The 21,108-nt window shown below is 68.6% G+C and carries 19 protein-coding genes; 11 read left to right on the top strand and 8 right to left on the bottom strand.

What is annotated here, in order from left to right; all coding sequences use genetic code 11:
- Nucleotides 1-22: 22 nt before the first annotated feature.
- Together AOZ06_RS45010 and AOZ06_RS45005 are read left to right on the top strand one after the other, a co-directional pair.
- The gene (locus tag AOZ06_RS45010; RefSeq protein WP_083472357.1) at nt 23-2,572 is read left to right on the top strand and encodes a sensor histidine kinase; all 2,550 of its coding nucleotides are present in this window, start codon (nt 23-25) and stop codon (nt 2,570-2,572) included.
- Nucleotides 2,569-3,261: a response regulator gene (locus tag AOZ06_RS45005; protein ID WP_054294963.1), complete on the top strand. Its 693-nt coding sequence runs from the start codon at nt 2,569-2,571 to the stop codon at nt 3,259-3,261. Before AOZ06_RS45010 ends, AOZ06_RS45005 begins: the two co-directional genes overlap by 4 nt.
- Nucleotides 3,262-4,106: 845 nt before the next feature.
- On the opposite strand, the gene AOZ06_RS45000 is transcribed toward AOZ06_RS45005, so the two are convergent.
- Both AOZ06_RS45000 and AOZ06_RS44995 read right to left on the bottom strand, forming a co-directional pair.
- Nucleotides 4,107-4,862, bottom strand: coding sequence for a hypothetical protein (locus AOZ06_RS45000; RefSeq protein WP_054294962.1), 756 nt, complete (start codon nt 4,860-4,862; stop codon nt 4,107-4,109).
- Nucleotides 4,863-4,878: 16 nt separating this feature from the next.
- Nucleotides 4,879-5,643: an alpha/beta fold hydrolase gene (locus tag AOZ06_RS44995; protein WP_054294961.1), complete on the bottom strand. Its 765-nt coding sequence runs from the start codon at nt 5,641-5,643 to the stop codon at nt 4,879-4,881.
- 322 nt (nt 5,644-5,965) lie between these two features.
- Between AOZ06_RS44995 and AOZ06_RS55450 the strand changes: the two genes are divergently transcribed.
- The gene (locus tag AOZ06_RS55450) at nt 5,966-6,235 is read left to right on the top strand and encodes a hypothetical protein (RefSeq protein WP_083472874.1); all 270 of its coding nucleotides are present in this window, start codon (nt 5,966-5,968) and stop codon (nt 6,233-6,235) included.
- Nucleotides 6,236-6,362: 127 nt separating this feature from the next.
- Here AOZ06_RS55450 and AOZ06_RS53245 read toward each other — a convergent pair whose 3' ends face one another.
- A complete protein-coding gene (locus AOZ06_RS53245) occupies nt 6,363-7,127 on the bottom strand; it encodes a CAP domain-containing protein (RefSeq protein ID WP_063810226.1) in 765 nt (254 codons plus the stop codon).
- Nucleotides 7,128-7,226: 99 nt separating this feature from the next.
- Entirely contained in the window at nt 7,227-7,766 is a 540-nt protein-coding gene (locus tag AOZ06_RS44980) for a hypothetical protein (protein ID WP_054294958.1), read from the bottom strand.
- 136 nt (nt 7,767-7,902) lie between these two features.
- Between AOZ06_RS44980 and AOZ06_RS44975 the strand changes: the two genes are divergently transcribed.
- From AOZ06_RS44975 to smc, 4 genes are all read left to right on the top strand, one after another.
- Nucleotides 7,903-8,196: an acylphosphatase gene (locus AOZ06_RS44975; protein WP_054294957.1), complete on the top strand. Its 294-nt coding sequence runs from the start codon at nt 7,903-7,905 to the stop codon at nt 8,194-8,196.
- 86 nt (nt 8,197-8,282) lie between these two features.
- Entirely contained in the window at nt 8,283-8,801 is a 519-nt protein-coding gene (locus AOZ06_RS44970) for a sigma-70 family RNA polymerase sigma factor (protein ID WP_054294956.1), read from the top strand.
- Nucleotides 8,798-9,526 (top strand): anti-sigma factor family protein, encoded by a 729-nt coding sequence (locus AOZ06_RS44965; protein ID WP_054294955.1) that lies wholly within the window; start codon nt 8,798-8,800, stop codon nt 9,524-9,526. Before AOZ06_RS44970 ends, AOZ06_RS44965 begins: the two co-directional genes overlap by 4 nt.
- A gap of 129 nt (nt 9,527-9,655) precedes the next feature.
- Nucleotides 9,656-13,240, top strand: coding sequence for a chromosome segregation protein SMC (gene smc, locus AOZ06_RS44960; protein ID WP_054294954.1), 3,585 nt, complete (start codon nt 9,656-9,658; stop codon nt 13,238-13,240).
- Here smc and AOZ06_RS44955 read toward each other — a convergent pair.
- Entirely contained in the window at nt 13,211-14,140 is a 930-nt protein-coding gene (locus AOZ06_RS44955) for an alpha/beta hydrolase (protein WP_169799073.1), read from the bottom strand. The two genes, smc and AOZ06_RS44955, sit on opposite strands and share 30 nt — an antisense overlap.
- Before the next feature lie 128 nt (nt 14,141-14,268).
- Here AOZ06_RS44955 and AOZ06_RS44950 point away from each other — a divergent pair, with 128 nt between their 5' ends.
- Nucleotides 14,269-15,675 carry an aminotransferase-like domain-containing protein gene (locus AOZ06_RS44950; protein ID WP_054294953.1) on the top strand — a complete coding sequence of 469 codons (1,407 nt, stop codon included), beginning with the start codon at nt 14,269-14,271 and terminating at the stop codon, nt 15,673-15,675.
- Between the two features lie 85 nt (nt 15,676-15,760).
- Nucleotides 15,761-17,221 (top strand): hypothetical protein, encoded by a 1,461-nt coding sequence (locus AOZ06_RS44945; RefSeq protein ID WP_157233593.1) that lies wholly within the window; start codon nt 15,761-15,763, stop codon nt 17,219-17,221.
- Here AOZ06_RS44945 and AOZ06_RS44940 read toward each other — a convergent pair.
- Nucleotides 17,199-17,549, bottom strand: coding sequence for a hypothetical protein (locus tag AOZ06_RS44940; RefSeq protein ID WP_157233592.1), 351 nt, complete (start codon nt 17,547-17,549; stop codon nt 17,199-17,201). The two genes, AOZ06_RS44945 and AOZ06_RS44940, sit on opposite strands and share 23 nt — an antisense overlap.
- 85 nt (nt 17,550-17,634) lie before the next feature.
- On the opposite strand from AOZ06_RS44940, the gene AOZ06_RS55445 reads away from it, so the two are divergent.
- Complete coding sequence (locus tag AOZ06_RS55445; RefSeq protein ID WP_083472354.1) at nt 17,635-18,543, top strand: GNAT family N-acetyltransferase; 909 nt, start codon at nt 17,635-17,637, stop codon at nt 18,541-18,543.
- Here the strand turns inward: AOZ06_RS55445 and AOZ06_RS44930 are convergent.
- Entirely contained in the window at nt 18,433-19,644 is a 1,212-nt protein-coding gene (locus tag AOZ06_RS44930; RefSeq protein ID WP_157233591.1) for a helix-turn-helix domain-containing protein, read from the bottom strand. The genes AOZ06_RS55445 and AOZ06_RS44930 overlap by 111 nt on opposite strands.
- Before the next feature lie 137 nt (nt 19,645-19,781).
- On the opposite strand from AOZ06_RS44930, the gene AOZ06_RS44925 reads away from it, so the two are divergent.
- Nucleotides 19,782-20,471, top strand: a complete 690-nt coding sequence (locus AOZ06_RS44925; protein WP_054294948.1) for a YceI family protein — start codon at nt 19,782-19,784, stop codon at nt 20,469-20,471.
- Here AOZ06_RS44925 and AOZ06_RS44920 read toward each other — a convergent pair.
- Nucleotides 20,455-21,096, bottom strand: a complete 642-nt coding sequence (locus AOZ06_RS44920; RefSeq protein WP_054294947.1) for a TetR/AcrR family transcriptional regulator — start codon at nt 21,094-21,096, stop codon at nt 20,455-20,457. The genes AOZ06_RS44925 and AOZ06_RS44920 overlap by 17 nt on opposite strands.
- Nucleotides 21,097-21,108: the final 12 nt, after the last annotated feature.

The raw sequence follows: 21,108 nt of genomic DNA, 5'->3' as shown, positions 1-21,108 counted from the left end.
CCCGAGAGCGCACACTGACGACGTGGACTACAAGCGTCGTCGCGGTGAGCTGAGGATCTACCTGGGCGCCGCGCCCGGTGTCGGCAAGACCTTCGCCATGCTCGGCGAAGCACACCGGCGCCGGGAGCGCGGCACCGACGTGGTCGTCGGACTGGTCGAGACCCACGGCCGGGCCAAGACCGCGCAGCTGCTGGGCGGCCTCGAGGCCATGCCGCGCAAGCACATCGAGCACCGGGGCAAGCAGTTCGACGAGCTGGACATCGACGCTGTGCTGGCCCGCAAGCCCGAGGTCGCCGTGATCGACGAGCTCGCGCACACCAACGTCCCCGGCTGCCGCAACGCCAAGCGCTGGCAGGACGTCGAGGAACTGCTGGAAGCCGGGATCGACGTGCTGTCCACGGTGAACGTGCAGCACCTGGAGAGCCTCAACGACGTGGTCGAGCGGATCACCGGGGCGCGCCAGCAGGAGACCGTCCCCGACGAGGTGGTCCGCAAGGCCGAGCAGATCGAACTGATCGACATCACGCCGGAGGCGCTGCGCAGAAGGCTCGCGCACGGCAACGTCTACCCGGCGCACAAGATCGACGCCGCGCTGGCCAACTACTTCCGGCCCGGCAACCTGACCGCGTTGCGCGAGCTCGCACTGCTGTGGGTGGCGGACCAAGTGGACGTGGCGTTGCGGCGCTACCGCGCGGAGAAGGAGATCACCGACACCTGGGAAGCCAGGGAACGCGTGGTCGTGGCGATCACCGGAGGTAAGGAGAGCGAGACGCTGATCCGGCGAGGCAGCCGGATCGCGGCCCGTGCCGGGGCAGAACTGCTCGTGCTGCACATCCTGCGCGGCGACGGTCTCGCCGGCGTCGGCCCCGGCGCGGTCGGCAAACTGCGCAAGCTCACCGACGACGTCGGCGCGACCTTCCACACCGTCGTCGGCGACGACGTGCCGACCGCGATGCTCGACTTCGCCCGCGGCGTGAACGCCACCCAGCTGGTCGTCGGCACGTCCCGCAGGTCGCGGCTGGCCAGGGTGTTCGACGAGGGCATCGGCGCGGCCGTCGTGCAACGGTCCGGCGCGATCGACGTCCACATGGTCACGCACGCCGAGTCCGGCGGCAGGCTCAAGGCGAAACTGGCACGCAGCCCGTTGTCGCGCAAGCGCCGGATCATCGGCTGGTCGCTGGCGGTGCTGCTGCCCTCGCTGGCGACGCTGGTCGGGGCCTGGCTGCACCAGGACCTGATCCTGTCCACGAACGTGATCGACTACTTCATGGCGACCGTCGTGGTCGCCCTGGTCGGCGGCCTCGGGCCGGCGCTGTTCGCGTCAGTGCTCAGCGCGGCTCTGCTGAACTTCTTCTTCACACCGCCGATCTACACGCTGACCGTGGACGCGCAGCAGAACGTGGTCACACTCGTGGCGATGATCATCGTCGCGGTGATGGTCGCGGTCGTGGTCGACCGGGCCGCACGGCGAGCCGAAGTCGCCGCACGGGCACGGACCGAGGCCGCGCTGCTGGCGTCGTACTCGCGGACCGTGCTGACGCACGACAACCCGCTGGACCGGTTGCTGGACAAGGTCAGGGAGAACTTCGGCCTGCACTCGGTGGCGTTGCTGGAGAAGACCGACGGTGAGTGGCACCGGGTGGCGTGCGTCGGCGACAGCCCGTGCGACGGGCCGGACGACGCCGACGTGGACATCCCGGTCACGAACGACGTGCACCTGGCGTTGCGGGGCAAGGCGTTGCCCGCGCACGACCGGCGTGTCCTCGAAGCCGCGGCCGGTCAGGCGTTGCTCGCCTTGCGGCAGCAGCGAATGGCGGCTCAGGCGATCCAGGCCCAGCGCCGCGCGGAGACGACCGAGCTGCGGACCGCGCTGCTCTCGGCCGTCGGCCACGACCTGCGGACACCGTTGACCTCGATCAAGGCGGCGGTCGGCAGCCTGCGCGCACCGGACCTGGCACTGTCCGAGCAGGACACAGCGGAGCTGCTGGAGACCGTCGAGGAATCGGCCGACCGGCTGGCCGGGCTGATCGACAACCTGCTCGACTCGTCGAGACTGGCGACCGGCGCGGTCGAACCGCTGATGAAGTCCGTCGGGTACTACGAAGTCGTCGCCCGCGCGCTGTCCAGTGTGGACGGGCGCAACGCGATCGCGGTCGACGTCGACGAACGGCTGCCGCTGGTCAAGGCAGACGTCGGCCTGCTGGAACGCGTGATCGCCAACGTGGTGGACAACGCACTGCGGCACGGCACGCTGCAGCCCCGCAGGAACGTCGACGTGGACGGCGACGGCCGCGTGAGCGTGGACGAACCAGCAGTGGCCCTGCGCGCCAGCGCCTACGGCGACCAGGTCGAACTATGGGTGGTCGACCACGGACGAGGACTGCCCAAGGGTGCGTCGGCGGCGGTGTTCCAGCCGTTCCAACGGCTGGGTGACCGCAGCGGCACAGGTGTCGGGCTGGGACTGTCCGTGGCGAAGGGCTTCACCGAGGCGATGGGTGGCACCATCAGGGCCGAGGACACGCCCGGCGGCGGGCTGACCGTCGTGATCTCACTTCCGGAGGCGAAGTCATGACGAAGGTGCTGGTGGTCGACGACGAGCCGCAGATCGTCCGAGCGCTGCGGATCAACCTGTCGGCACGCGGATACCAGGTGATCACAGCCCACGACGGCACAGCGGCGCTGCGCGCGGCAGCCGAAGGAAAGCCGGACGTAGTGGTCCTCGACCTGGGCCTGCCGGACATCGACGGCACGGAAGTGATCGCCGGACTGCGCGGCTGGACAACGGTGCCGATCATCGTGCTGTCGGCACGAACAGACTCCGGCGACAAGGTGGAAGCACTGGACGCGGGCGCGGACGACTACGTGACCAAGCCCTTCGGCATGGACGAATTGCTGGCCCGCCTACGCGCCGCAGTCCGCCGCTCAACCGTAGCCGGACCAGGTGACGAGGAAGCCGTGATCGACACGGGCTCGTTCATCGTGGACCTGGCCGCGAAGAAGGTGCTGAAAGAAGGCGCCGAAGTACACCTGACACCAACGGAATGGGGTGTCCTGGAGGTCCTGGTCAGGAACAAGGGCAGGCTGGTGGCGCAGAAGCAACTGCTGCAGGAGGTGTGGGGGCCCGCGTACGCAGCTGAGACGCACTACCTGCGCGTCTACCTGGCACAGCTGCGCCGCAAACTGGAACCCCAGCCATCCCAGCCGAAGCACCTGCTGACAGAACCAGGAATGGGATACCGCTTCGAGACCACCAACCCGTGACGAGCCAGCCTGCGGCGCAACGAATGCCGCCTTGGTTGCACGGTCACCGGGTGGCGGGGACCGGACTGCTGGCAGACCGGAAGCCGGGTGAGAGCTCGGAACTCAGGTGGAAGATCGGAAGGCCTGGTGGAAGGCCGAAAGCCAAGTGAGAGTGGCAGGGAGTCGGGAGAGGTCGGGAGTAGGGAACGGCAGAGCCGGGGTGGCCGGAAGGCCAGTTGAGGGGCCGGGAGTCGGGGAAGGGCCGGAGCCAGCTAGAAAGGCCGAAGCCAGGCGAAAAGACCGAAAACCCGAGAGCGGCGCCGATTTTACATGGAGCGGAATGGCTGTGAACTTGTCGGCGTGGAGAGTCCCGCGAGCATGGCGATGGCGGCGCGATAGATATTGGGCGGGACTCCTCCTTTTGCGCTCTCCGAGGCCATTCCGGAGGCTCCATGTCAAATCGGCGCCGCCCCAGCCCGCGAAGACTCAATAGCGTAAGCATGCCGACAAAGTATCAGCGACAATACAAGGGCGACCTGGATTCGGTGGCATGAGGGGTAATCAAAGTCAACTCGCCCCGAAACTGTGCCATGCGGCGATTATCGACCCTCAAGTGGGCCAGGGTGGCGCCGATTTGATGGGAACCCCTGGGATGGCCTCTTCGGGCGTAGCGGTGGAGCCCCGCTCTGCAGACCAAAGCGCGGACCTTGCCAAACTTGCGGGACTCTCCGCGCCGACAAGCTCGCGGCCATCCCCACCCCATGTAAAATCGGCGCCGCTCGTGGGTTTTGGGGCTTTGTCTCGTCGACAACCGCAAACCGCTGAGATGCACCCGGCGCAGTTGAGAAGCCGGGTTCGGTGCCTGGCTAACACCAAGCTACTGGATTACCGGTGGCGACCGAAACCTCGCACACCTTGCGCAGTGAAGCGGTGATGGGTTCGAAGTCCTTCGGTGTCAGCGTTCTAGTCGTGATGTGCAAGTTCTTGGCTGGAGGTGTGCCGAACAGGTCGAACGGCCAGGCTACTTCCTGCCCGTCGGCCGCCAACCTCGTGCCTTTGTCATCGATTACCTGTTGGAAGCGTTTCGCGTTGAACACCTCACGGTCGTTCTCGATGACGAAGAAGCCGTCCGGTGTCATTCCCGCGCACAGGCCTGGGGCGACGAACGTTTCCCCTCGGTAAGCCGCCACGTAGACCATCACGCTCACGCCGGTGTCCTCGTCCGCCAGGTACGTTCTCGTGCCCACGGATTCCTGGCTGTCGAAGTGGGCCAGTTCGGTGAGGGCCTCGGCCGACGCGCTCGCGGGCATCTCCCCGCCGTTCGCTTCGGGGAGTTCTGCCTTCAGCACGGGGAAGTGGTGCCAGCCCACCGTTGCCAGTGCTTCTCGGAACAGCCGGTAGTGGCTCCAGTTCGCCAGCCGCTCCGCGGCTGCTTCCATGTCGGTGTGGGCGCAGGCGTCGTGGCGCCATGTGTCCACGGCGATGTCGTTCTCGAGTGTGTTGTGGGGCTCGACGAGGTTGACTTCGTTGTCCTGGACTTCCAGCCACTCGGCGGGGAAGGGCGGCGTTGATGTCAGGCCGTCCTGCCAGCAGCGGCACATCACGAACGCGTCCAGTCCCATCGAGCCCCCGAGAACGTCAGCTTTCGTAGAACGAGGCGAGTTCCGGTGCGAGCACCTCGTCGGGTAGACCATGCCATTCACCGTCGAGGCGCTTGTGCGTGGCCTGCGGGATCAGCCTGGCGACTTCTTCCACGCCGTCGTGCATCTCCTTGCCTGTCGCCGTGCTGTCGAGCACCAGCGCGGGCACCCGGACTGCTTTGATGTGCTCGGTCGTGGTCGTTCCCGCGATCGTCCAGTCGTACGGGTACGTGTGCGCGATCTTCTCCAGCAGCGGCTTCACCGGACCCATCTGGGCGATGATCTCGTCGGGGACGCCGATCGCGCGGTGGAAGAGGTCGACCGGTTCGCCTCGGTTGTCCGCTGCGACCAGGGTTTTCAGCTGGTTCACCAGTTCCTGGTCGTGGGTGTCCGAGCCGCCGTACGGTGGTTCGAACACCGCGAGCTTGGTGATCGGCAGGCCTGCCGCCGCCGCCCTGATGGCGAGCAGCGCCCCCGATGACCAGCCGTAGACCGCGGCCTGCCCGCCTGCCACGTCGATCACCGCCGCCAGGTCCTCGATTTCCCGCTCGACCGAGTACGGCGCGGTGTCCGTGCTCAGGCCTCGGCCGCGGCGGTCGTAGGTGTACGTCGTGAAGCCCTTGTCGGCCAGTTGGTCGGCCAACGGCCGCAGCGAGTTGAAGTCCCGGTAGCCGCCTGCCGCGTCGATCAGGACCACGGACGGACCGCTGCCCGCGTGGTCGTGGGCGATCCGGGTGCCGTCTGCCGAACGTGCCGTGTTCATGTCCGTGTCTCCTGTGTCTCGTGTCCTGCCGAGGGGTAGACCGGTGCGGCGTCCGGAACTCATCGCCGTTCCTCTGGGCCGAAACAGCGGCGACCATAACGGCTCGGTCACGGGTGATCACACGATCGGGCGGTTTTTGTTGCTATGGACCAGGCCATTCCGAGATTCTTTCATATGTGGAGGGCCTGTTCGCCAGCGACGACGAAGAAGGTGAGCAGTGTGAATGAGTGCCCAGTCTGTCTCGGGTCGGGAATGGCGCCCAATCGCAAGGACTATTGTCGAGCCTGTGGCGGTGTCGGCCAGGTACCCAAGTGAGTGCCCGATGTGTGCGGGCGCGGGAGTGCTGCGGTGGCAGCAGCCCTGCCCCGACGGGGTGCTGCGCGAAATGGAGCACCCCTGTCCCAGTGGGTGTGGCCAGGGCTGGCGTCATCCGGCCGCGGAGAACCACCAGGTGATCGAGGCCGTAGCCGACGACGAGGACCAGCAGGATCCACCGGGCCGCAGACGCGGCCGAGCTGATCAGGCCAACGACATGGGCGGCGAGTTCGTCGCGACCGCGTTGGAGGCCTGGGGATTCAGCACCAGGGAATGATCATTCAGGCAAACCGCCGGGACCGTTGTCCCGGCGGCTTTGTCGTGCGCCGGAACGCGGCCGGTGAGATTCCGGCAGGAAACTGGTCCTTTTCGGCAATCAGTCGTTCTGGCACTGACAATCTCTTTCAGAAACCGAAATTCTGGGTCCAGTAGAAGCCGTTGGTGTCGATGCCGACACCGATCTTCTTGTACGAACAGTTGAGGATGTTCGCGCGGTGACCGTCCGACTTCATCCAGCTGTCCATGACCTGCGCGGCGGTGCGCTGGCCTTTGGCGATGTTCTCGGCACCGGGGCGGGGGTAGCCCGCCGCCTTGATGCGCTGGTCGAACGTCACACCTTCGGGCGTGGTGTGGGAGAAGTAATTGCGGGCGGCCATGTCGGAGCTGTGCTTCTGGGCCGAGGTGGTGAGGCGGTCGTCCACACTGAGCGGGGCGCATCGGCCCGCACGCTTCTGGTTGACCAGGTCGACGACTTCGCCTGCCATGCCGGGGCTCGGCTGCTGCGGTGGCGGCGGGGGAGCGGGGTCCTGCGGCTTCGTCGGGGAGGTGGGGCTGGGCGGCGGTGCTTGCGAACTGCTCGACGTCGTCGCGCTGCTGGACGGTGCCGGGGCCGTGGAACTGGTCGCGGCACTCGACGAGGTGGTCGGACTTGTCGTGCCGGAACCCGGCGGTGCGCCGGGCGCCGCCAACGCGGCCGCGTCGGCGGACCCGGGTAAGTCCGTCTGTCTGGCTTTCTTGCCAGCGCCGTCATAAGCCGCCGCAACGGGAACCTCGATCGGAGTCCCGCTCGGCGCGCTCAGAATGGTGGCCACACCAGCTATCGCCGCACCGGCGACAAGCGCGCTGAGCCCTACCATGATCGTGGCGCGTCGGGGTCGCGTTTCACTCACGGTCGCGCAACGTACCACTAACGGACGATCTTCACACCCGTCCGAGGGACGTAGTTGTCGGAGATCCAGCTCAGCGCGTTACCGAATGTTCCGCAGATCTCAGCTCGTGCTGGTCGGCGGCGGCTCAGAGGGGGGCGACGACGGCGGAATCGAGACACTCGTGGTCGTCGGCGGGTTCGGCGTCGTCGGTTGCGTCGGCTGGGTCGGCGTCACGCCACCGCCACCGCCACCACCAGGGTTGGTCGTCGGCTGGTTCGGCGTCGGCTGGTTGGGCTGACCAGGCTGATTCGGCTGGTTCGAGTGCTGCGGCTTGTTCGACGGCGTGGTCCCGCCAGACGGCACGTTGCCCGGTGTCGCGGTGCTGGAGGCCTCCGTGGTGGGGCTCTCCGGGCTGGAGGTCTCGCTGGACGTCCCGGACGGCTGCGTCGCACTGCGCGGCGCGTTCACCTGCGTGACGTTGGGCTGCTGGGTTCCCGGTTGCGCCTCTCCGCCGCCCGCGACGGCGAAGCTGGCCAGCGCCGCACACGCGGTCGCGACGCCGACTCCGGCAGCCGCGAGTAACGCGTAGGAACGTTTCACGCCGGGCACCGTCGTCTCAGCCGGTGGCTGGACCTCGGTCCGGTCGGGTGTTTCGGCCATGCGGGGGGCTCCTCCTCGCAAGCACACTCTCGGGGGTTCTTTCCCAACCGGCCGACCGGACGATCAGGAGGACACGGCCCGGAAACGTACCACTACCGAACGACACCCATTCGATGCGGCTGCGATCATTCGGGGCATGCCGACAACCGCCGACCAGCCTGCGAGCCGTCTGACCGCATGGGTGCACGGACACGTACAAGGAGTGGGTTTCCGCTGGTGGACACGGGCCCGCGCGCTCGAACTCGGTTTGGTCGGCGGTGCCCGCAACCTTTCCGACGGCCGGGTGGAAGTGGTCGCCGAAGGGCCCCGCGCAGAATGCGAGCGCCTGCTCGCACTGCTCCGTGGGGGAAGTTCACCCGGTCGTGTGGACACGGTCGTGGAGCGGTGGTCGCAGCCGCGTGGCGAGCTCACCGGATTCGTGGAGCGGTGACGGGAGGTCCCGCGATGTACGACACTTGACGAAGGTTCACCCGACCGGCTTGAACCACTCCGCAGTGAACGGCGTAATAAGGAACCGTGGGGAGCACCCCTGAGCAGCGCGAGGAACTCCTCCGCGAGCTCTACGAGAAGTACCGCCGCCCGTTGCTGGCCTATGCGCTGCGATCGGTCGGCGGCGATCTGCAGCGGGCGGAAGACGTGGTGCAGGAGACGTTGTTGCGCGCTTGGCGCAACGCCGACACGTTGAGTGTCGACCAGGCGGGGCCGTGGCTGTACACGGTGACCCGTAACCTGATCGTCTCCGGTTACCGTCGGCAGGGTGCGCGGGTCACCGAGGTGCCGATGCCCCCGCAGGACCTCCCGCACACCGATGGCGACTTCGACCGGGTACTGCAGAGCTGGCAGATCGCCGAGGCGATGCGCGCGCTGAGCAAGGAGCACCGCGCGGTGATCGGCGAGCTGTTCTTCCGGAGGCGCACGGTGGCGGAGGCGGCATCCGTGCTCGGCATCCCGCCGGGCACAGTGAAATCGCGGTCGTTCTACGCGCTGCGGGCGCTGCGCGACGCGTTGGAGGAGCGGGGGGTGACCGAGCCGTGACCTGCCGCCAGACTGTCTCGCTCGGCGCCTACTTGCTGGGCGCGCTCGACCCGGCCGACCGGCCCGCGTTCGAACGGCACCTGGACACCTGCCCGGTGTGCAGTGCCGAGATGCTCCGGCTGGCGCCGCTTCCCGGCCTGCTGCAACGGGTCACCCCGGAGGACTTCGAGGCCATCCAGCAGGCCGACAGCCAGCTGTGGCCTGCCGAACTGCTCGCCGAGCCGCCATCTCCGCCCCTGCCCCCGGTCCCGCCGCCGCCACTGCAGATCGTGCCCATCGAGCCGAAGGAGCCGGAGCCCGCAACCGGCTGGTGGCGCAAGCGCGGTGTGACGTTGGTCGCGGCGGCTGCCGTCGTGCTGCTCGCGGTGGGCGGCGTGATCGTGTTCCGGCCGAGCGGGACCGAACCGGTGGTGACGACGTCGACCGAGGTGACCTGGTCGGCCTTCGACCCGACGACCGGTGTGCACGGGCGGGTCGAGCTGACCGGCCGCGCGTGGGGCACCGAGGTGAAGGTGTCGATGCAGGACATCCCGGCCGGCCGCAAGATCTGCCACCTGGTCGTGCACAGCCGGGACGGCAGCAGCGAGGTCGCGGGCAAGTGGACCGCGGGCTACTACCGCGAGGTCAGCGCGATCCCCGGGAGCAGCTCGATCAAGCTCGGCGACATCGACCGGGTCGAGGTCATCGCGGGCGGTGGCGTCCTGGTCGGCATGCACTCGCCGTGATCGGCTGTCGCGGCAGGTCGACCGGGTTGTCCCCCGACGCGGGGAGCCCGCCTGCGCCGATCGCGCGGTGTGCCCGGGTACCCTCGGCGGGATAGCCGTGCCAGTACCCAGCGAGAGGTCGACCGTTACGTGCACCTCAAGAGCCTGACGCTGAAGGGCTTCAAGTCCTTCGCCTCAGCGACGACGCTGCGTTTCGAACCGGGGATCACCTGTGTGGTCGGGCCCAACGGGTCCGGCAAGTCGAACGTGCTCGACGCGCTGAGCTGGGTGATGGGTGAGCAGGGCGCGAAATCGCTGCGCGGCGGCAAGATGGAGGACGTCATCTTCGCCGGGGCGGGCGCCAGGCAGGCGCTCGGCCGCGCCGAGGTGACGCTGACGATCGACAACACCGACGGCGCGCTGCCGATCGACTACACCGAGGTCTCGATCACCCGCCGGATCTTCCGCGACGGCGCCAGCGAGTACGAGATCAACGGCTCGTCGTGCCGCCTGATGGACGTGCAGGAACTGCTGTCGGACTCCGGTATCGGCCGGGAGATGCACGTCATCGTCGGTCAGGGCCAGCTCGGCGCGATCCTCGAGTCGAAGCCGGAAGGCCGCCGCGCGTTCATCGAAGAGGCCGCCGGTGTGCTCAAGCACCGCAAGCGCAAGGAAAAGGCGCTGCGCAAGCTCGAGGCGATGCAGGCCAACCTGACCCGGTTGACGGACCTGACCGCCGAGTTGCGCCGCCAGCTCAAGCCGTTGGGCAAGCAGGCCGAGATCGCCAGGCGCGCGCAGGTCGTGCAGATGGACCTGCGGGACGCACGGCTGCGCCTGATCGCTGACGACCTGGTGTCCGCCCGGCACGAGCTCGCCAAGGAAGAAGCGGACGAAGCCACCGCGCGCGCCAAGCGCGGCGAGACCGAGCGCGCGCTGCAGTTCGCGCAGGCCGAGCAGAACGAGATCGAAGCGAGCCTGGCCGAGGACGCGCCTGCGCTCAACGCGGCGCAGGACGCCTGGTACCGCCTGTCGGCGCTGGCCGAGCGGCTGCGCGGCACGGTCCGCCTCGCCGCCGAACGCGCCCGGCACCTGTCCGACGAGGGCGAGCGGCAGAACCAGGGCAAAGACCCCGAAATGCTCGAAGCGGAAGCCGAAGAGGCCGCCGAGCTGGAGGTCGAACTCGCCGAAGGCGTCGAAGTAGCGCGGGAGGCGCTGTCGGAGGCGCTGGCCCGGCGTTCCGAGCTGGAAAGCACCGTCGCGCAGGCCGAGAAGGCGCACATCGCCGCTGTCCGCGCGATCGCCGACCGCCGCGAGGGCCTCGCCCGGCTCGGCGGTCAGGTCGAAGCGTTGCGCAGCAAGAACAGTGCGACCGCCGAGGAGATCGAGCGGCTGTCGGCCACCTTGGCCGAGGCCGAGGAGCGGGCCGAGGTCGCCGCGGTCGAACTGGCCGAGACGGAGCTGGAAACCGGCGTCGAGGACTCCGACGACGAGTCGTTGCAGAGCCGCCATGACCAAGCCGTCGCCGCCTCGGAGCAGGCCAAGGCCCGTGTCAACGAGCTGGTGGCGGCCGAGCGGGCCGCCGAGCGGGAGATCGCGTCGCAGCGGGCCAGGGTGGATGCCCTTTCCCTTGGCCTGAGCCGCAAGGACGGCGCCGGCGCGTTGCTCGCCGCCGGGCACCGGCTGCCCGGACTGCTCGGGTCCGTCGCCGCGTTGCTGACCGTGCAGCCCGGCGCGGAGGTCGCGTTGGCCGCCGCGCTCGGCCCGATCGCCGACGCGGTCGCGGTCGCCAGCGGCGACGACGCTTTGGCGGCGCTGTCCCTGTTGCGGGACAACGACGCCGGGCGTGCCGGGATCATGATCGGCGGCGGTCCGTCCAATCTGGACCGTTCGGCGTGGCCGCACCTGCCGGGCGGTGCCCAGTGGGCCGTCGACCTGGTGCGGTGCCCGGAAGCCCTGCGCCCGGCGATGGAACGGGCGCTGGACCGCGTTGTCGTCGTCCCGGACTTGGGCACAGCGCGCCAGATCGTCGGCGCGTACCCGTCTTCGCGTGCTGTCACAACGGACGGCGACCTGCTCGGCGCGGACTGGGCCGTCGGTGGTTCCGGTCGCAGCGAGAGCGTGATCGAGGTCCAGGCGGCCGTCGACGAGGCGAACAACAAGCTCGTGACGGTCGAGCACACCCTCGCGGAAACCGTTGGTGCGCTCGCCGGTGCCCGTGCCGAACAGGACGCGCGCCGCGACGAGGTCAACGCGGCCAAGGAAGCGCTGAGCGAAGCCAAGGTCCGCAGGGCGCGCTCCGGCGAACGGATCTCGCGGATGCGTCAGGCCGCCAGGACCGTGCAGGCCGAGGTCGAGCGGATCCGCAACCAGCGCGCCAAGGTCGAGCAGACCAGGGAAGAGCAGCTCACGAAGCTGGCTGAGCTGGAGGAACGCCTGCTCGGCGCCCAGGAACAACCCCTCGACGACGAGCCTGACTCACGAGTGCGCGACGAGGCCGTGTCGCAGTTGAACACCGCGCGCCAGCAGGAAATGGACTCGCGGCTGGCTCTGCGCACGGCAGAGGAGCGTGCGCGTGCCGTGGCGGGCAAGGCCGAGGGTCTTCGCCGTGCCGCGCGTCAGGAACGCGAGGCCCGCGAACGGCATGAGCGTGCCCGCCAGGCCCGTGCGCGCGGCAAACGCGTGGCGGACGCCGTGGTCGAGGGCGGTGAGCTCGCGATCGAGCGCATCGAGATGTCCTTGCAGCGCGCCGCCACTGCTCGTGACGAGGTCGCGTCCCGTCGCACGCAGCGTGAGGCGGCGTTGCTCGACATCCGCGGCCGGGTGCGTGAACTGTCCACGGAACTGGAGAAACTGACTGACGCCGTGCACCGCGACGAGGTGCTGCGCGCCGAGCAGCGGCTGCGGATCGAGCAGCTGGAAACCAAGATCGCCGACGACTTCGGCATGGGCCTGGACGACCTGGTGCTCGAGTACGGTCCGGACCGCCCGATTCCCCCGCCTGCCAACGAGATCGCGGAGTACGAGGCAGCGAAGGAACGCGGCGAGGACGTGATCCGACCGCCGTCGATGCCCTACGACCGCGACTTCCAGCAGCGGCGGGCCAAGAAGGCCGAACGGGACCTCGCCCTGCTCGGCAAGGTGAACCCGTTGGCGCTGGAGGAGTTCGCGGCGCTGGAGGAGCGCTACAAGTTCCTCTCCACGCAGCTGGAAGACCTCAAGGCGACCCGCCGCGACCTCCTCACGGTCGTGAAGGAGGTCGACGACAAGATCCTCGAGGTCTTCGCGTCGGCCTACGAGGACGTGGCGCGTGAGTTCGAGATCGTGTTCAACACGCTGTTCCCCGGTGGGGAAGGGCGGATGCTGCTGACCGACCCGGACGACATGCTGACCACCGGCGTTGACGTGGAAGCCCGGCCGCCCGGCAAGAAGATCAAGCGGCTGTCGCTGCTGTCCGGCGGTGAGAAGTCGCTGGTGGCGGTGGCGATGCTGGTGGCGATCTTCCGTGCCCGGCCGTCGCCCTTCTACGTGATGGACGAGGTCGAGGCAGCGTTGGACGACACCAACATGCGCCGCCTGATCGGTCTGATGCAGGAGCTGAAAGCCACCTCGCAGCTGATCATCATCACGCACCAGAAGCCGACGATGGAGATCGCCGACGCCCTCTACGGCGTGAGCATGCGCGGTGACGGCGTCACCCAGGTGATCTCACAGCGCCTCAACAACAGCAAGGGTTAGGTGCCGCAGGCCGCGGTGCACGGTGATCGAGTGCCCGGTCTCCGGGATCACCACGGCCCGCACTGTGGTGCGCGGGTACCAGCGCTGCTCAAGGCGTTGCAGCGTCGCGGAATCCGCGCAGGCGCCCGTCCCGCACAGCAGCTTGTCGTGTGCGCCGACGACGACCAGCACCGGCACGGTGATGCCGGCGTTGACCTCGGGCGGCAGCCAGCCGCCGGAGTCCACGTCCGCCTGCTTGGCGGCCTCGTCCCAGAGCAGTGCGACGGGGTCGGCGCCGGGCAGGTGGGCGAACAGTTCGGCGCGACGGCCTGGCCGGGTGGTGTAGTAGCGCTCGTCGTAGCCGCGCAGGAACGGATCCTCGGTGGCCGGGTGGATGTGACGCGGCCAGTCGATCTCGCCCTCTCCGCTGCTCGCCTCGCCGGTCAGCACCAGCGCGTCCACGGCCGACGGGTGGTCCACGGCCAGCTTGCGCAGGATCGTCGAGCCGAAGGAGTGGCCGACACCGACGATCCGGTCGGCGATCCCGCGTCCGCGCAGCTGCTGGACCACTTCGTGCACAGTGCGGACCTGGGTGTCGAAGTCGATGGTGGCCGGACGGGAGCTGGCCGAGACCCCGATCCGGTCCAGTGCGAAGGTCGCCCGCCCGGCCCGGGTCATGCCGTCTACATAGGACTGTCCGGTGGTCGGTCCGTGGAGCGACCAGTACCGGCGGTCGTACGTGCCGCCGTGCACCAGTACCTGCAACTCGTGTGGCCTGCCGCTCGGCAGGCACAGCGTTCCCGCGATCCGGTCGGCCGCGGCCACCGGCAGCACCAGCTCCCGGCAGCGAGCCGCGGCTTGCGCGGGCGTCGCCACCAGCAACGATCCCAACAGAGTCAGCACGACTAACAACGCGCGCATCTCTACCCCCACATAATGTCGTACAGCGTACGGGTAGACACTATACACCATAAAGAGATGTCCGCGTCAATGTCGGGCAAACCCAGTATCGGTTCTTGGTGAGTCCGATAGTGCTATCGTTCGGAAGCATGTCGGAAGGTAGCACTTCGGGAGATTTGGTCACCGTCCTGCGGAAACTGATCGCTGATCTCGCGCCCGGTGAACGGCTGCCGAGCAGTCGTGAACTGGTGCAGCGCTACCGAGTCAGCCCGGTGACGGTCTCGCGTGCCGTCGCGCAGCTCGCCGCGGCCGGAGTCGTCATCGCCCGGCCGGGTAGCGGTACGTATGTCGCGCCGCGGTCCAACACTGCCGCCGAGGTCATCGACACCGCCTGGCAGACCGTCGCACTCGCCGACCGCACTGTCGACACCGCGTCGATCACCGACACGCTCGGTCCGCCGCCCGCCGGGACGATCCGGCTGGACGGCGGCTACCTGCACGCCTCGCTGCGGCCCGAACGGGCGCTGGGTGGCGCGCTCGCTCGTGCCGCACGCAGACCGGACGCCTGGGACCGGGCGCCGGCCAACGGGCTCGCGCCGCTGCGCGCGGCCTTCGCGAGGATCGCCGGCAATGCCGTGACGGCGGAGGACGTGCTGATCACAGCGGGCGGCCAGAGCGCGCTGTCCATCGCCTTCCGCGCGATGGGTGTCCCCGGCAGTCCGGTTCTGATGGAATCGCCCACCTATCCCGGTGCGATCGCCGCGGCACGGGCAGCGGGCCTGCGCCCTGTCCCCGTGCCGATGGACGCTGACGGGCTCCGGCCGGACCTGCTGGCCGAAGCGTTCGGCATGACCGGCGCCCGGTTGCTGTACTGCCAGCCCGCCCACCACAACCCGACCGGGGTGACGCTCACCCCCGAACGCCGTGCGCAGGTTCTCGACCTCGCCAAGGGCGCGGGCGCGTTCGTGATCGAGGACGACTTCGCCCGCTACCTCGGGCACGGCACGCCGACACCACGCACGCTCATCGACGACGACCGGCACGGCACGGTCGTCTACCTGACTTCGCTCACCAAACCCGCGGCTCCCAGTCTGCGCATCGGCGCGCTGGTGGCTCGCGGTCCGGTACTGGAACGCCTGCGTGCGGTGCGGTTGGTCGACGACTTCTTCGTCACCCGGCCGCTGCAGGAGGCGGCGCTCGAACTGATCAGCTCACCAGGCTGGGACCGGCACCTGCGCGCATTGGCCGGATCGCTGCGGCAACGCGGCGAACAACTCGCCTCGGCCGTCACAGCGGAGTGTCCGCAGTGGACGCTGAAACGCCCGGCAGGCGGACTGCACCTGTGGATTCAGCTGCCGCCGGGCGCCGACGACCTCGTCATCGCCAGTGCCGCGCGGCGGCACGGAGTCGCCGTCAGCGCGGGAAAGCGTTTCTTCGTCAGCGAACCACCGGCCGCCCACCTCCGGCTGGCCTTCGCAGCCACCGACCCGGCCGAACTCGGCGGCGGCGTGCGACGGCTCGTCGAATCGGCCGACACGAGTCAACTACTTGCGTGAGTTGGCTTGGTTGCGGCATCCTTGAACCCGTGATCGAGTTGAAGGGCGGCTTCCGCCCAATCCGATGAGCCGGTGGCGGCTGCCAGTGGCAGCCGACAACAGGCCGACTTTCTTCGCCCACGCGCTGGCCCTCGCAGCCGCGCACGGTCCCGGTCCGTGGCCGGGCGGCGGATATCCCCTGCCGGACGAGCAATCCGTGCCTTTCATGTCCGGCGCGGTGCGCGACGGCATCAACACCCATCATTCCCGCGTGGAAGACGGCCGTGCGGTCGCGGCCGAGATCGCCGACGCGGTACGGACAATCATCGAGTCACCACCGGATCTCCAAGCACTGCAACGACTTCACGACCTCGCTGTGGACATCGACGTGCTGCCGGTCGCCGATCCGCTCGGCAAGCAGCTGCTCGGCGCGCACCGGGCGCGGGTCCGTGACGTCGGCAGGTGGCTGGCCGAATACGGGACGCGGCGCGACGCCGTCGCCACCGGGATCGTCCTGATCGGACTGACCGGTGACGAGCGCGACCGCGAACTGTTGCTGCTGATGGGATCCCTGGAAGATCTCACGTTGTACTCCGTCGTCGCGCTGGAGCGGACGCAGTCCGACCGGGATATGGCGATCTTCGAGATGGCACGGCGTGTGCGGGCGTGGGGCCGCATCCAGGCCGTGGAAAGGCTCGAGGGGACAACGGATCCGGAGATCAAGGCCTGGTTGGTGCGGGAAGGGTTCCGCAACGACGTGATGGACGAGTACCTCGCGTACATCGCCGCCACGACGGGCGATCTGGCCGACGCGCTGATGACGTCCGACGCCGACGACGAACTGCTCGACGGCGCAGGCGGCATCCTCGCGGCGTTGTCGGACGTCAGCGGCCCGGCGCGCACCATCGACGACTACCCGGACGGGGCCGCGGTGATCGACCGGTATCTCACGCTGGTGCGTGACCGGCCCACCCTGGCGCGGGTGGTCGCTGTGCTGAAGCTGGGCGACAAGGGCAGGGACGTGGCGACCGGCCTGGATTGGCTGTCGGTGGTCCAGAGTGCCCTGCACTCGCCCGATCCGGACACGTTCACCACCGCGCTCTGGCCTGCCGAACAGCTCGGCATGAAAGTCCGGGACAAGGTCAATCAGTGGCTGCGGTCGAACCCGTCGAAGCTGTACCTGTGGTGGTACGCCGACGCCGGGGAGTTGGCCGAGCTCGCCGAGCAGTTGCTGCCGTTGGCCGATCTGGCGACGGGTCCGCAGGTGGAGTACGGCGTCGGCGCGGAGTTCGCTGCCGACCGCGTGCTCGACCTGGTGGTGGGCCGGGAGGGCGGCCGGAACTGGCCGTTGGTGCGGACGGCGTTGGCGAACCGGTTGACCCGCAACCGGTACAACGCCGTCAAAGCGCTGACCGACTGGCCGCGGGACAGCCTGCCCGCCGATGCCGTCCCGGCCGTCCGGGCGGCCGTCGAAGCCGAACCGGTCGACGAACTCAAGGCGGCGCTGGCGGATTTGCTGCGTGAACTGAGCCGCCCTGTGGTGGTTACTTGGGCACGCCGAAGGTGAACACCCGCTTGGCGTCGATGCGGGCGTACTGGGCGCTCCCGGCCCAGTCCGCCCAGTCGTCGCCGTAGCACTCGACGAGGAAGTCGCGGACCTCACCGGCGCTCGTGTCGATCTGCGCCGCCGTTCCGTGCACGGTGACCGCGAGGGATTCCCCCGCGGTCACCGTGGCCAGCGCCATCACCTGGATCGCGGTCAGCCGCTCGCTCACCTGCGCCGCGTCGAGACGACGGTCGGGGGTGGTGATCGAACGCAGGTGTGCGCCGGAACCGGCGTAGCTCTCGTCCAGCAGTCGTTGGAGTCGGCCCAGGTCAGCCTGTGTTCCATGCACGTCGGCCACGGTAAATGAAGGAGCGTTCAATAACAAGCCGGTAAACCAGGTGCGCACAGCCGTTCGGGAGTTCAGGATTTCCGTCATGACAGAAATCCGCCCGGCTACGCGGGACGATCTGCCTGCGGTCGTGTCGCTCATCACACGCCTGCAGGCCGACCCCGCGCACCACATCGGTTTCTTCGGGTACTCCGAAGAGGAAATCGCTGACGAGCTGGCCGGTGTCCAACCCGAATGGCACGAAGGCGCCGTGCTGGCCATCGCGTCGAGCGGCGCCCTGCGCGGCGTGCTGAGCACCGACATCAACCCCGAGATCGGGCGCGCCTGGCTGTACGGGCCGCACATCGACGTACCCACAGGCCATCCCGCGACCCCGCAGGCGTGGCACACGACCGCGGACATGCTCTACGAGGCCGCGCTGAAGCTGCCGCACCTGCGAGGTGTCACCGACCTCAACCTCTACGGCCACACCGAGCACAGGGAACTCGCCGAGTTCGCCAAACGGCACGGCTTCGCGCGGGAGACCCCGACCCGGATATTCACTTTGCGAGGCGCCGACCTGAGGGCCACGCTGACCCAGGAGTGCGTGCAGGTCGAACGACTGCCTGCCGACGGCAGCCTCAACGACCAGTTCATCGCACTGCTGCGACGATGTTTCCCCGACACGACATATACGCCGGAGCAGCTGCTCTACGGCAAACACACCGTCGTGGCACTGCGGCAGGCCGACGGGAAGCTCGCGGGCTTCGCGGCAGGCTACACGCAGGAAATCGAGCACCTCGTCGACTTCGTCGCGGTCGAACCCGACATGCGCTGCGTCGGCGTGGGCAGGCGGGTCGTCAAAGGCCTGCTGTGCGAACTCGACGCCGAGCACGGCGCGAAATCACAGGCCGCCGCGGTGGTCCGGATCGACAACGACCCCTCGTCGACGATGTTCCAGCGACTCGGCTTCACCGTCGACCTGGAGCTTGTCAGCTACCGGCGCAAGCCATGACTGCAACGCCCACCACCAGCGCAACGCGTGCGCGAGCGAGCCGTTCCCGTTCGGCGCGGGGTCGAACGAAGTCAGCTCGGCCATCCGACGAAGCCGGTGTTTGACGGTGTTCGGATGCACATGCAGGGCACCGGCGACGAGATCGGTCCGGCCGCCGTGCTCCAGGTAAGTCAGTGCCGTCCTGGCCAGCAGCCGGTGGAACTCGTCGTCCCCGTCGAGGCTGGCCAGATGCTCGGCGGCCAGCATCCGCCCTAGAGCGGGATGCGTGTCCACGCTGAGCGGCAACGCCAATGAGGTCAGGTGCTGCAGTCCGCGCAGCCGCCGACGGCGCGCGGAAGCCAGTGCTGTCTGACACAGGCGGTACGCGCCGGCCAGTTGTGCCGCGGGAACAGCGGGTGCGGCCACGAGCAGGATGCCCAGTTCCTTCTCCGGCAACCGCCCGCTGACCGCGCAGAGATAGCCGTCGACCATGCCGCACAAACCGTCCGCCGTCGTCAGTGCGGCCTCGAACTGGCGTGCCTCCCTCGGCGCGCTGACGTCGGCGATGACGCAGTGGTAACGCCTGTGCGGATCGAGACCGACCGCGGCGGCGTTGCCCGTCGGTCCTTTGTGGAGCAACCGGCGCAGCGCCTGCAACCGCACGGCGTGCGTCGTGCGGGTCAGGCTCAGCTCGGTCTCGCGGTAGACGTACACGAGCCGGTTCTGCAGCGCGTTGGCCAGCGCGTCCAGCTCCATCAGCCCGGCGAAGAGCTCGCCGGCCTCGATGCCGGTGCTGGCGGTGCGCTCGAAGATCTGGTGCATCACGTACTGCCTGCCCGCCTGGAAGCCCTCGAGCAGGGCGCCGAGCGGGATGCCCTGCAACGCCCGGTCCTCCGCCAGCCGGTCGGCGACGTGGATGTTGTCGCTGAGGTCGACGCCGTCGATGTAGGCGGAGGACACCGCGGCCATCAACGCCGCGATGTGCCGCTGGACGTCCTGCTGGGGCAACGCGCCGACCAGCGCGGACTTGGCTCTCGCGGCCGCGGTCACCCCTTCGACGGTGTCCGGCTCAGCGCGCATCTGTTCCAGTAGCCGACGCAGTCTCGTCCGACCAGCAGGCATCATCGCCTCCTCGCGAAAAACCTTCACGTATGACCGTATGGCGAAGAGTGCGAACTGGCCAGCCGCCGGGTCGGCGTGACCCGGTCTGATTCCGATCGGCCGGTGAACCGGACTGGGCCGGGCGGCGTAGTACCCGCATGGGCAGATTCAAGCGGCACTGGAAGGCATGGCTGATCGGCGCGGTAGCGCTGGGACTGCTGGCGTTCGTCGGCGGCCCGTGGTTCTACATCAACGTGTTGTCCGACCCGCCCGCGCAGGAACTGGCCCTCGGGGAAGGGCAGCAGGGCGGTGGTGCCGCTGTCCCGGTCGACGGCGACTGGGCGGTGTCGGAGGGATCACAGGCGGGGTACCGGGTCAAGGAGATTCTGTTCGGCCAGGACACCACAGCGGTGGGCCGGACAGGCAAGGTGACTGGCTCGGTCGCGCTCAGCGGTACCCGGATCACCAGCGGCACGGTCACGGTGGACATGGGATCCGTGGCGACCGACAAGAGCGGCAGGGACGAACAGTTCCGCAACCGCATCATGTCGGTGTCCCAGTTCCCGACGTCGACCTTCGCACTGCGGGGACAGGCCGACCTCGGGGCCGTGCCCGCCGTCGGGCAGAAGGTGACTGTCAAGGCGTCCGGCCAGCTCACCTTGCGCGGGGTCAGCAAACCCGTCACCGTCGACCTGAGCGCCGTGCGCAACGGCGACACCATCCAGGTGCAGACCTCCATCCCGGTGGTGTTCGCCGACTACAGCATCCCGGACCCGGGCATCCCCGGGATCGACATCGAGGACAACGGCGTCATCGAGGTGCTGCTGACGCTCAGGAAGGCGACGTGATCGCGGCCACCGCGAGCCGCGTGACCTCGGCGCACAGCGCGTCCAGCGGGTGCGCGCGGTCGTGCGTCGACCAGTAGTAGACGAGTTCGTTCACCGCGCCGATGAACGCCACCGCCGTCAGGTGGAAGTCGCGCGGCGCGGCCTCGCCGCGGCGGACAGCCCGGTTGGCTTCGCCGACGAGGAACTCGACGATCCGTTCCCGCCAGTTCAGCCGGTGCTGCTCCACCGCGGTCGAGACCCCGACGACCTCGACGTACGCCAGGCGCGTCCACTTCGGATCGCTCGACGTCGTCGTTATGTACGCCCGCACCATCTTGTCGACGCGTTCGCGCAGCGGGTCCTCCTCGCGGCCGGCCAGCGCGGCGAGCGCGTTCTCCATCGCCCGTTGGGTGATCCGGTCGTGCAGCGCCACCAGCAGCGCCTCACGGCCGGGGAACTCCTCGTAGAAGTTCCGGGTGGACACGCTCGCCGTCGCACAGAGTCGTTCGATCGACGTCGCCGCGTAACCGTCGGAGCCGAACAGCTCCAGTCCGGCCTCCATCAGCCGCTCGTGCCGTTCGGCTCGCCGCTGTGCGTCTGACCTGCCGCCGTAGTGCCTACGCGGTGCCCGCGCGGTGCCGGTCATGCCGCCCCCTCC

This window comes from Kibdelosporangium phytohabitans (genome assembly GCF_001302585.1).
Lineage (GTDB): Bacteria > Actinomycetota > Actinomycetes > Mycobacteriales > Pseudonocardiaceae > Kibdelosporangium > Kibdelosporangium phytohabitans.
This window is presented reverse-complemented; position numbering and strand designations above follow the sequence as displayed.

Bases quoted from the DNA above. Each gene is read 5' to 3' on its own strand.
- AOZ06_RS45005 (WP_054294963.1), top strand. From the start codon at position 2,569: ATGACGAAGGTGCTGGTGGTCGACGACGAGCCGCAGATCGTCCGAGCG.
- AOZ06_RS45000 (WP_054294962.1), bottom strand. From the start codon at position 4,862: ATGGGACTGGACGCGTTCGTGATGTGCCGCTGCTGGCAGGACGGCCTG.
- AOZ06_RS44995 (WP_054294961.1), bottom strand. From the start codon at position 5,643: ATGAACACGGCACGTTCGGCAGACGGCACCCGGATCGCCCACGACCAC.
- AOZ06_RS55450 (WP_083472874.1), top strand. From the start codon at position 5,966: ATGTGTGCGGGCGCGGGAGTGCTGCGGTGGCAGCAGCCCTGCCCCGAC.
- AOZ06_RS44980 (WP_054294958.1), bottom strand. From the start codon at position 7,766: ATGGCCGAAACACCCGACCGGACCGAGGTCCAGCCACCGGCTGAGACG.
- AOZ06_RS44975 (WP_054294957.1), top strand. From the start codon at position 7,903: ATGCCGACAACCGCCGACCAGCCTGCGAGCCGTCTGACCGCATGGGTG.
- AOZ06_RS44955 (WP_169799073.1), bottom strand. From the start codon at position 14,140: ATGCGCGCGTTGTTAGTCGTGCTGACTCTGTTGGGATCGTTGCTGGTG.
- AOZ06_RS44950 (WP_054294953.1), top strand. From the start codon at position 14,269: ATGTCGGAAGGTAGCACTTCGGGAGATTTGGTCACCGTCCTGCGGAAA.
- AOZ06_RS55445 (WP_083472354.1), top strand. From the start codon at position 17,635: ATGACAGAAATCCGCCCGGCTACGCGGGACGATCTGCCTGCGGTCGTG.
- AOZ06_RS44930 (WP_157233591.1), bottom strand. From the start codon at position 19,644: ATGCCTGCTGGTCGGACGAGACTGCGTCGGCTACTGGAACAGATGCGC.
- AOZ06_RS44925 (WP_054294948.1), top strand. From the start codon at position 19,782: ATGGGCAGATTCAAGCGGCACTGGAAGGCATGGCTGATCGGCGCGGTA.
- AOZ06_RS44920 (WP_054294947.1), bottom strand. From the start codon at position 21,096: ATGACCGGCACCGCGCGGGCACCGCGTAGGCACTACGGCGGCAGGTCA.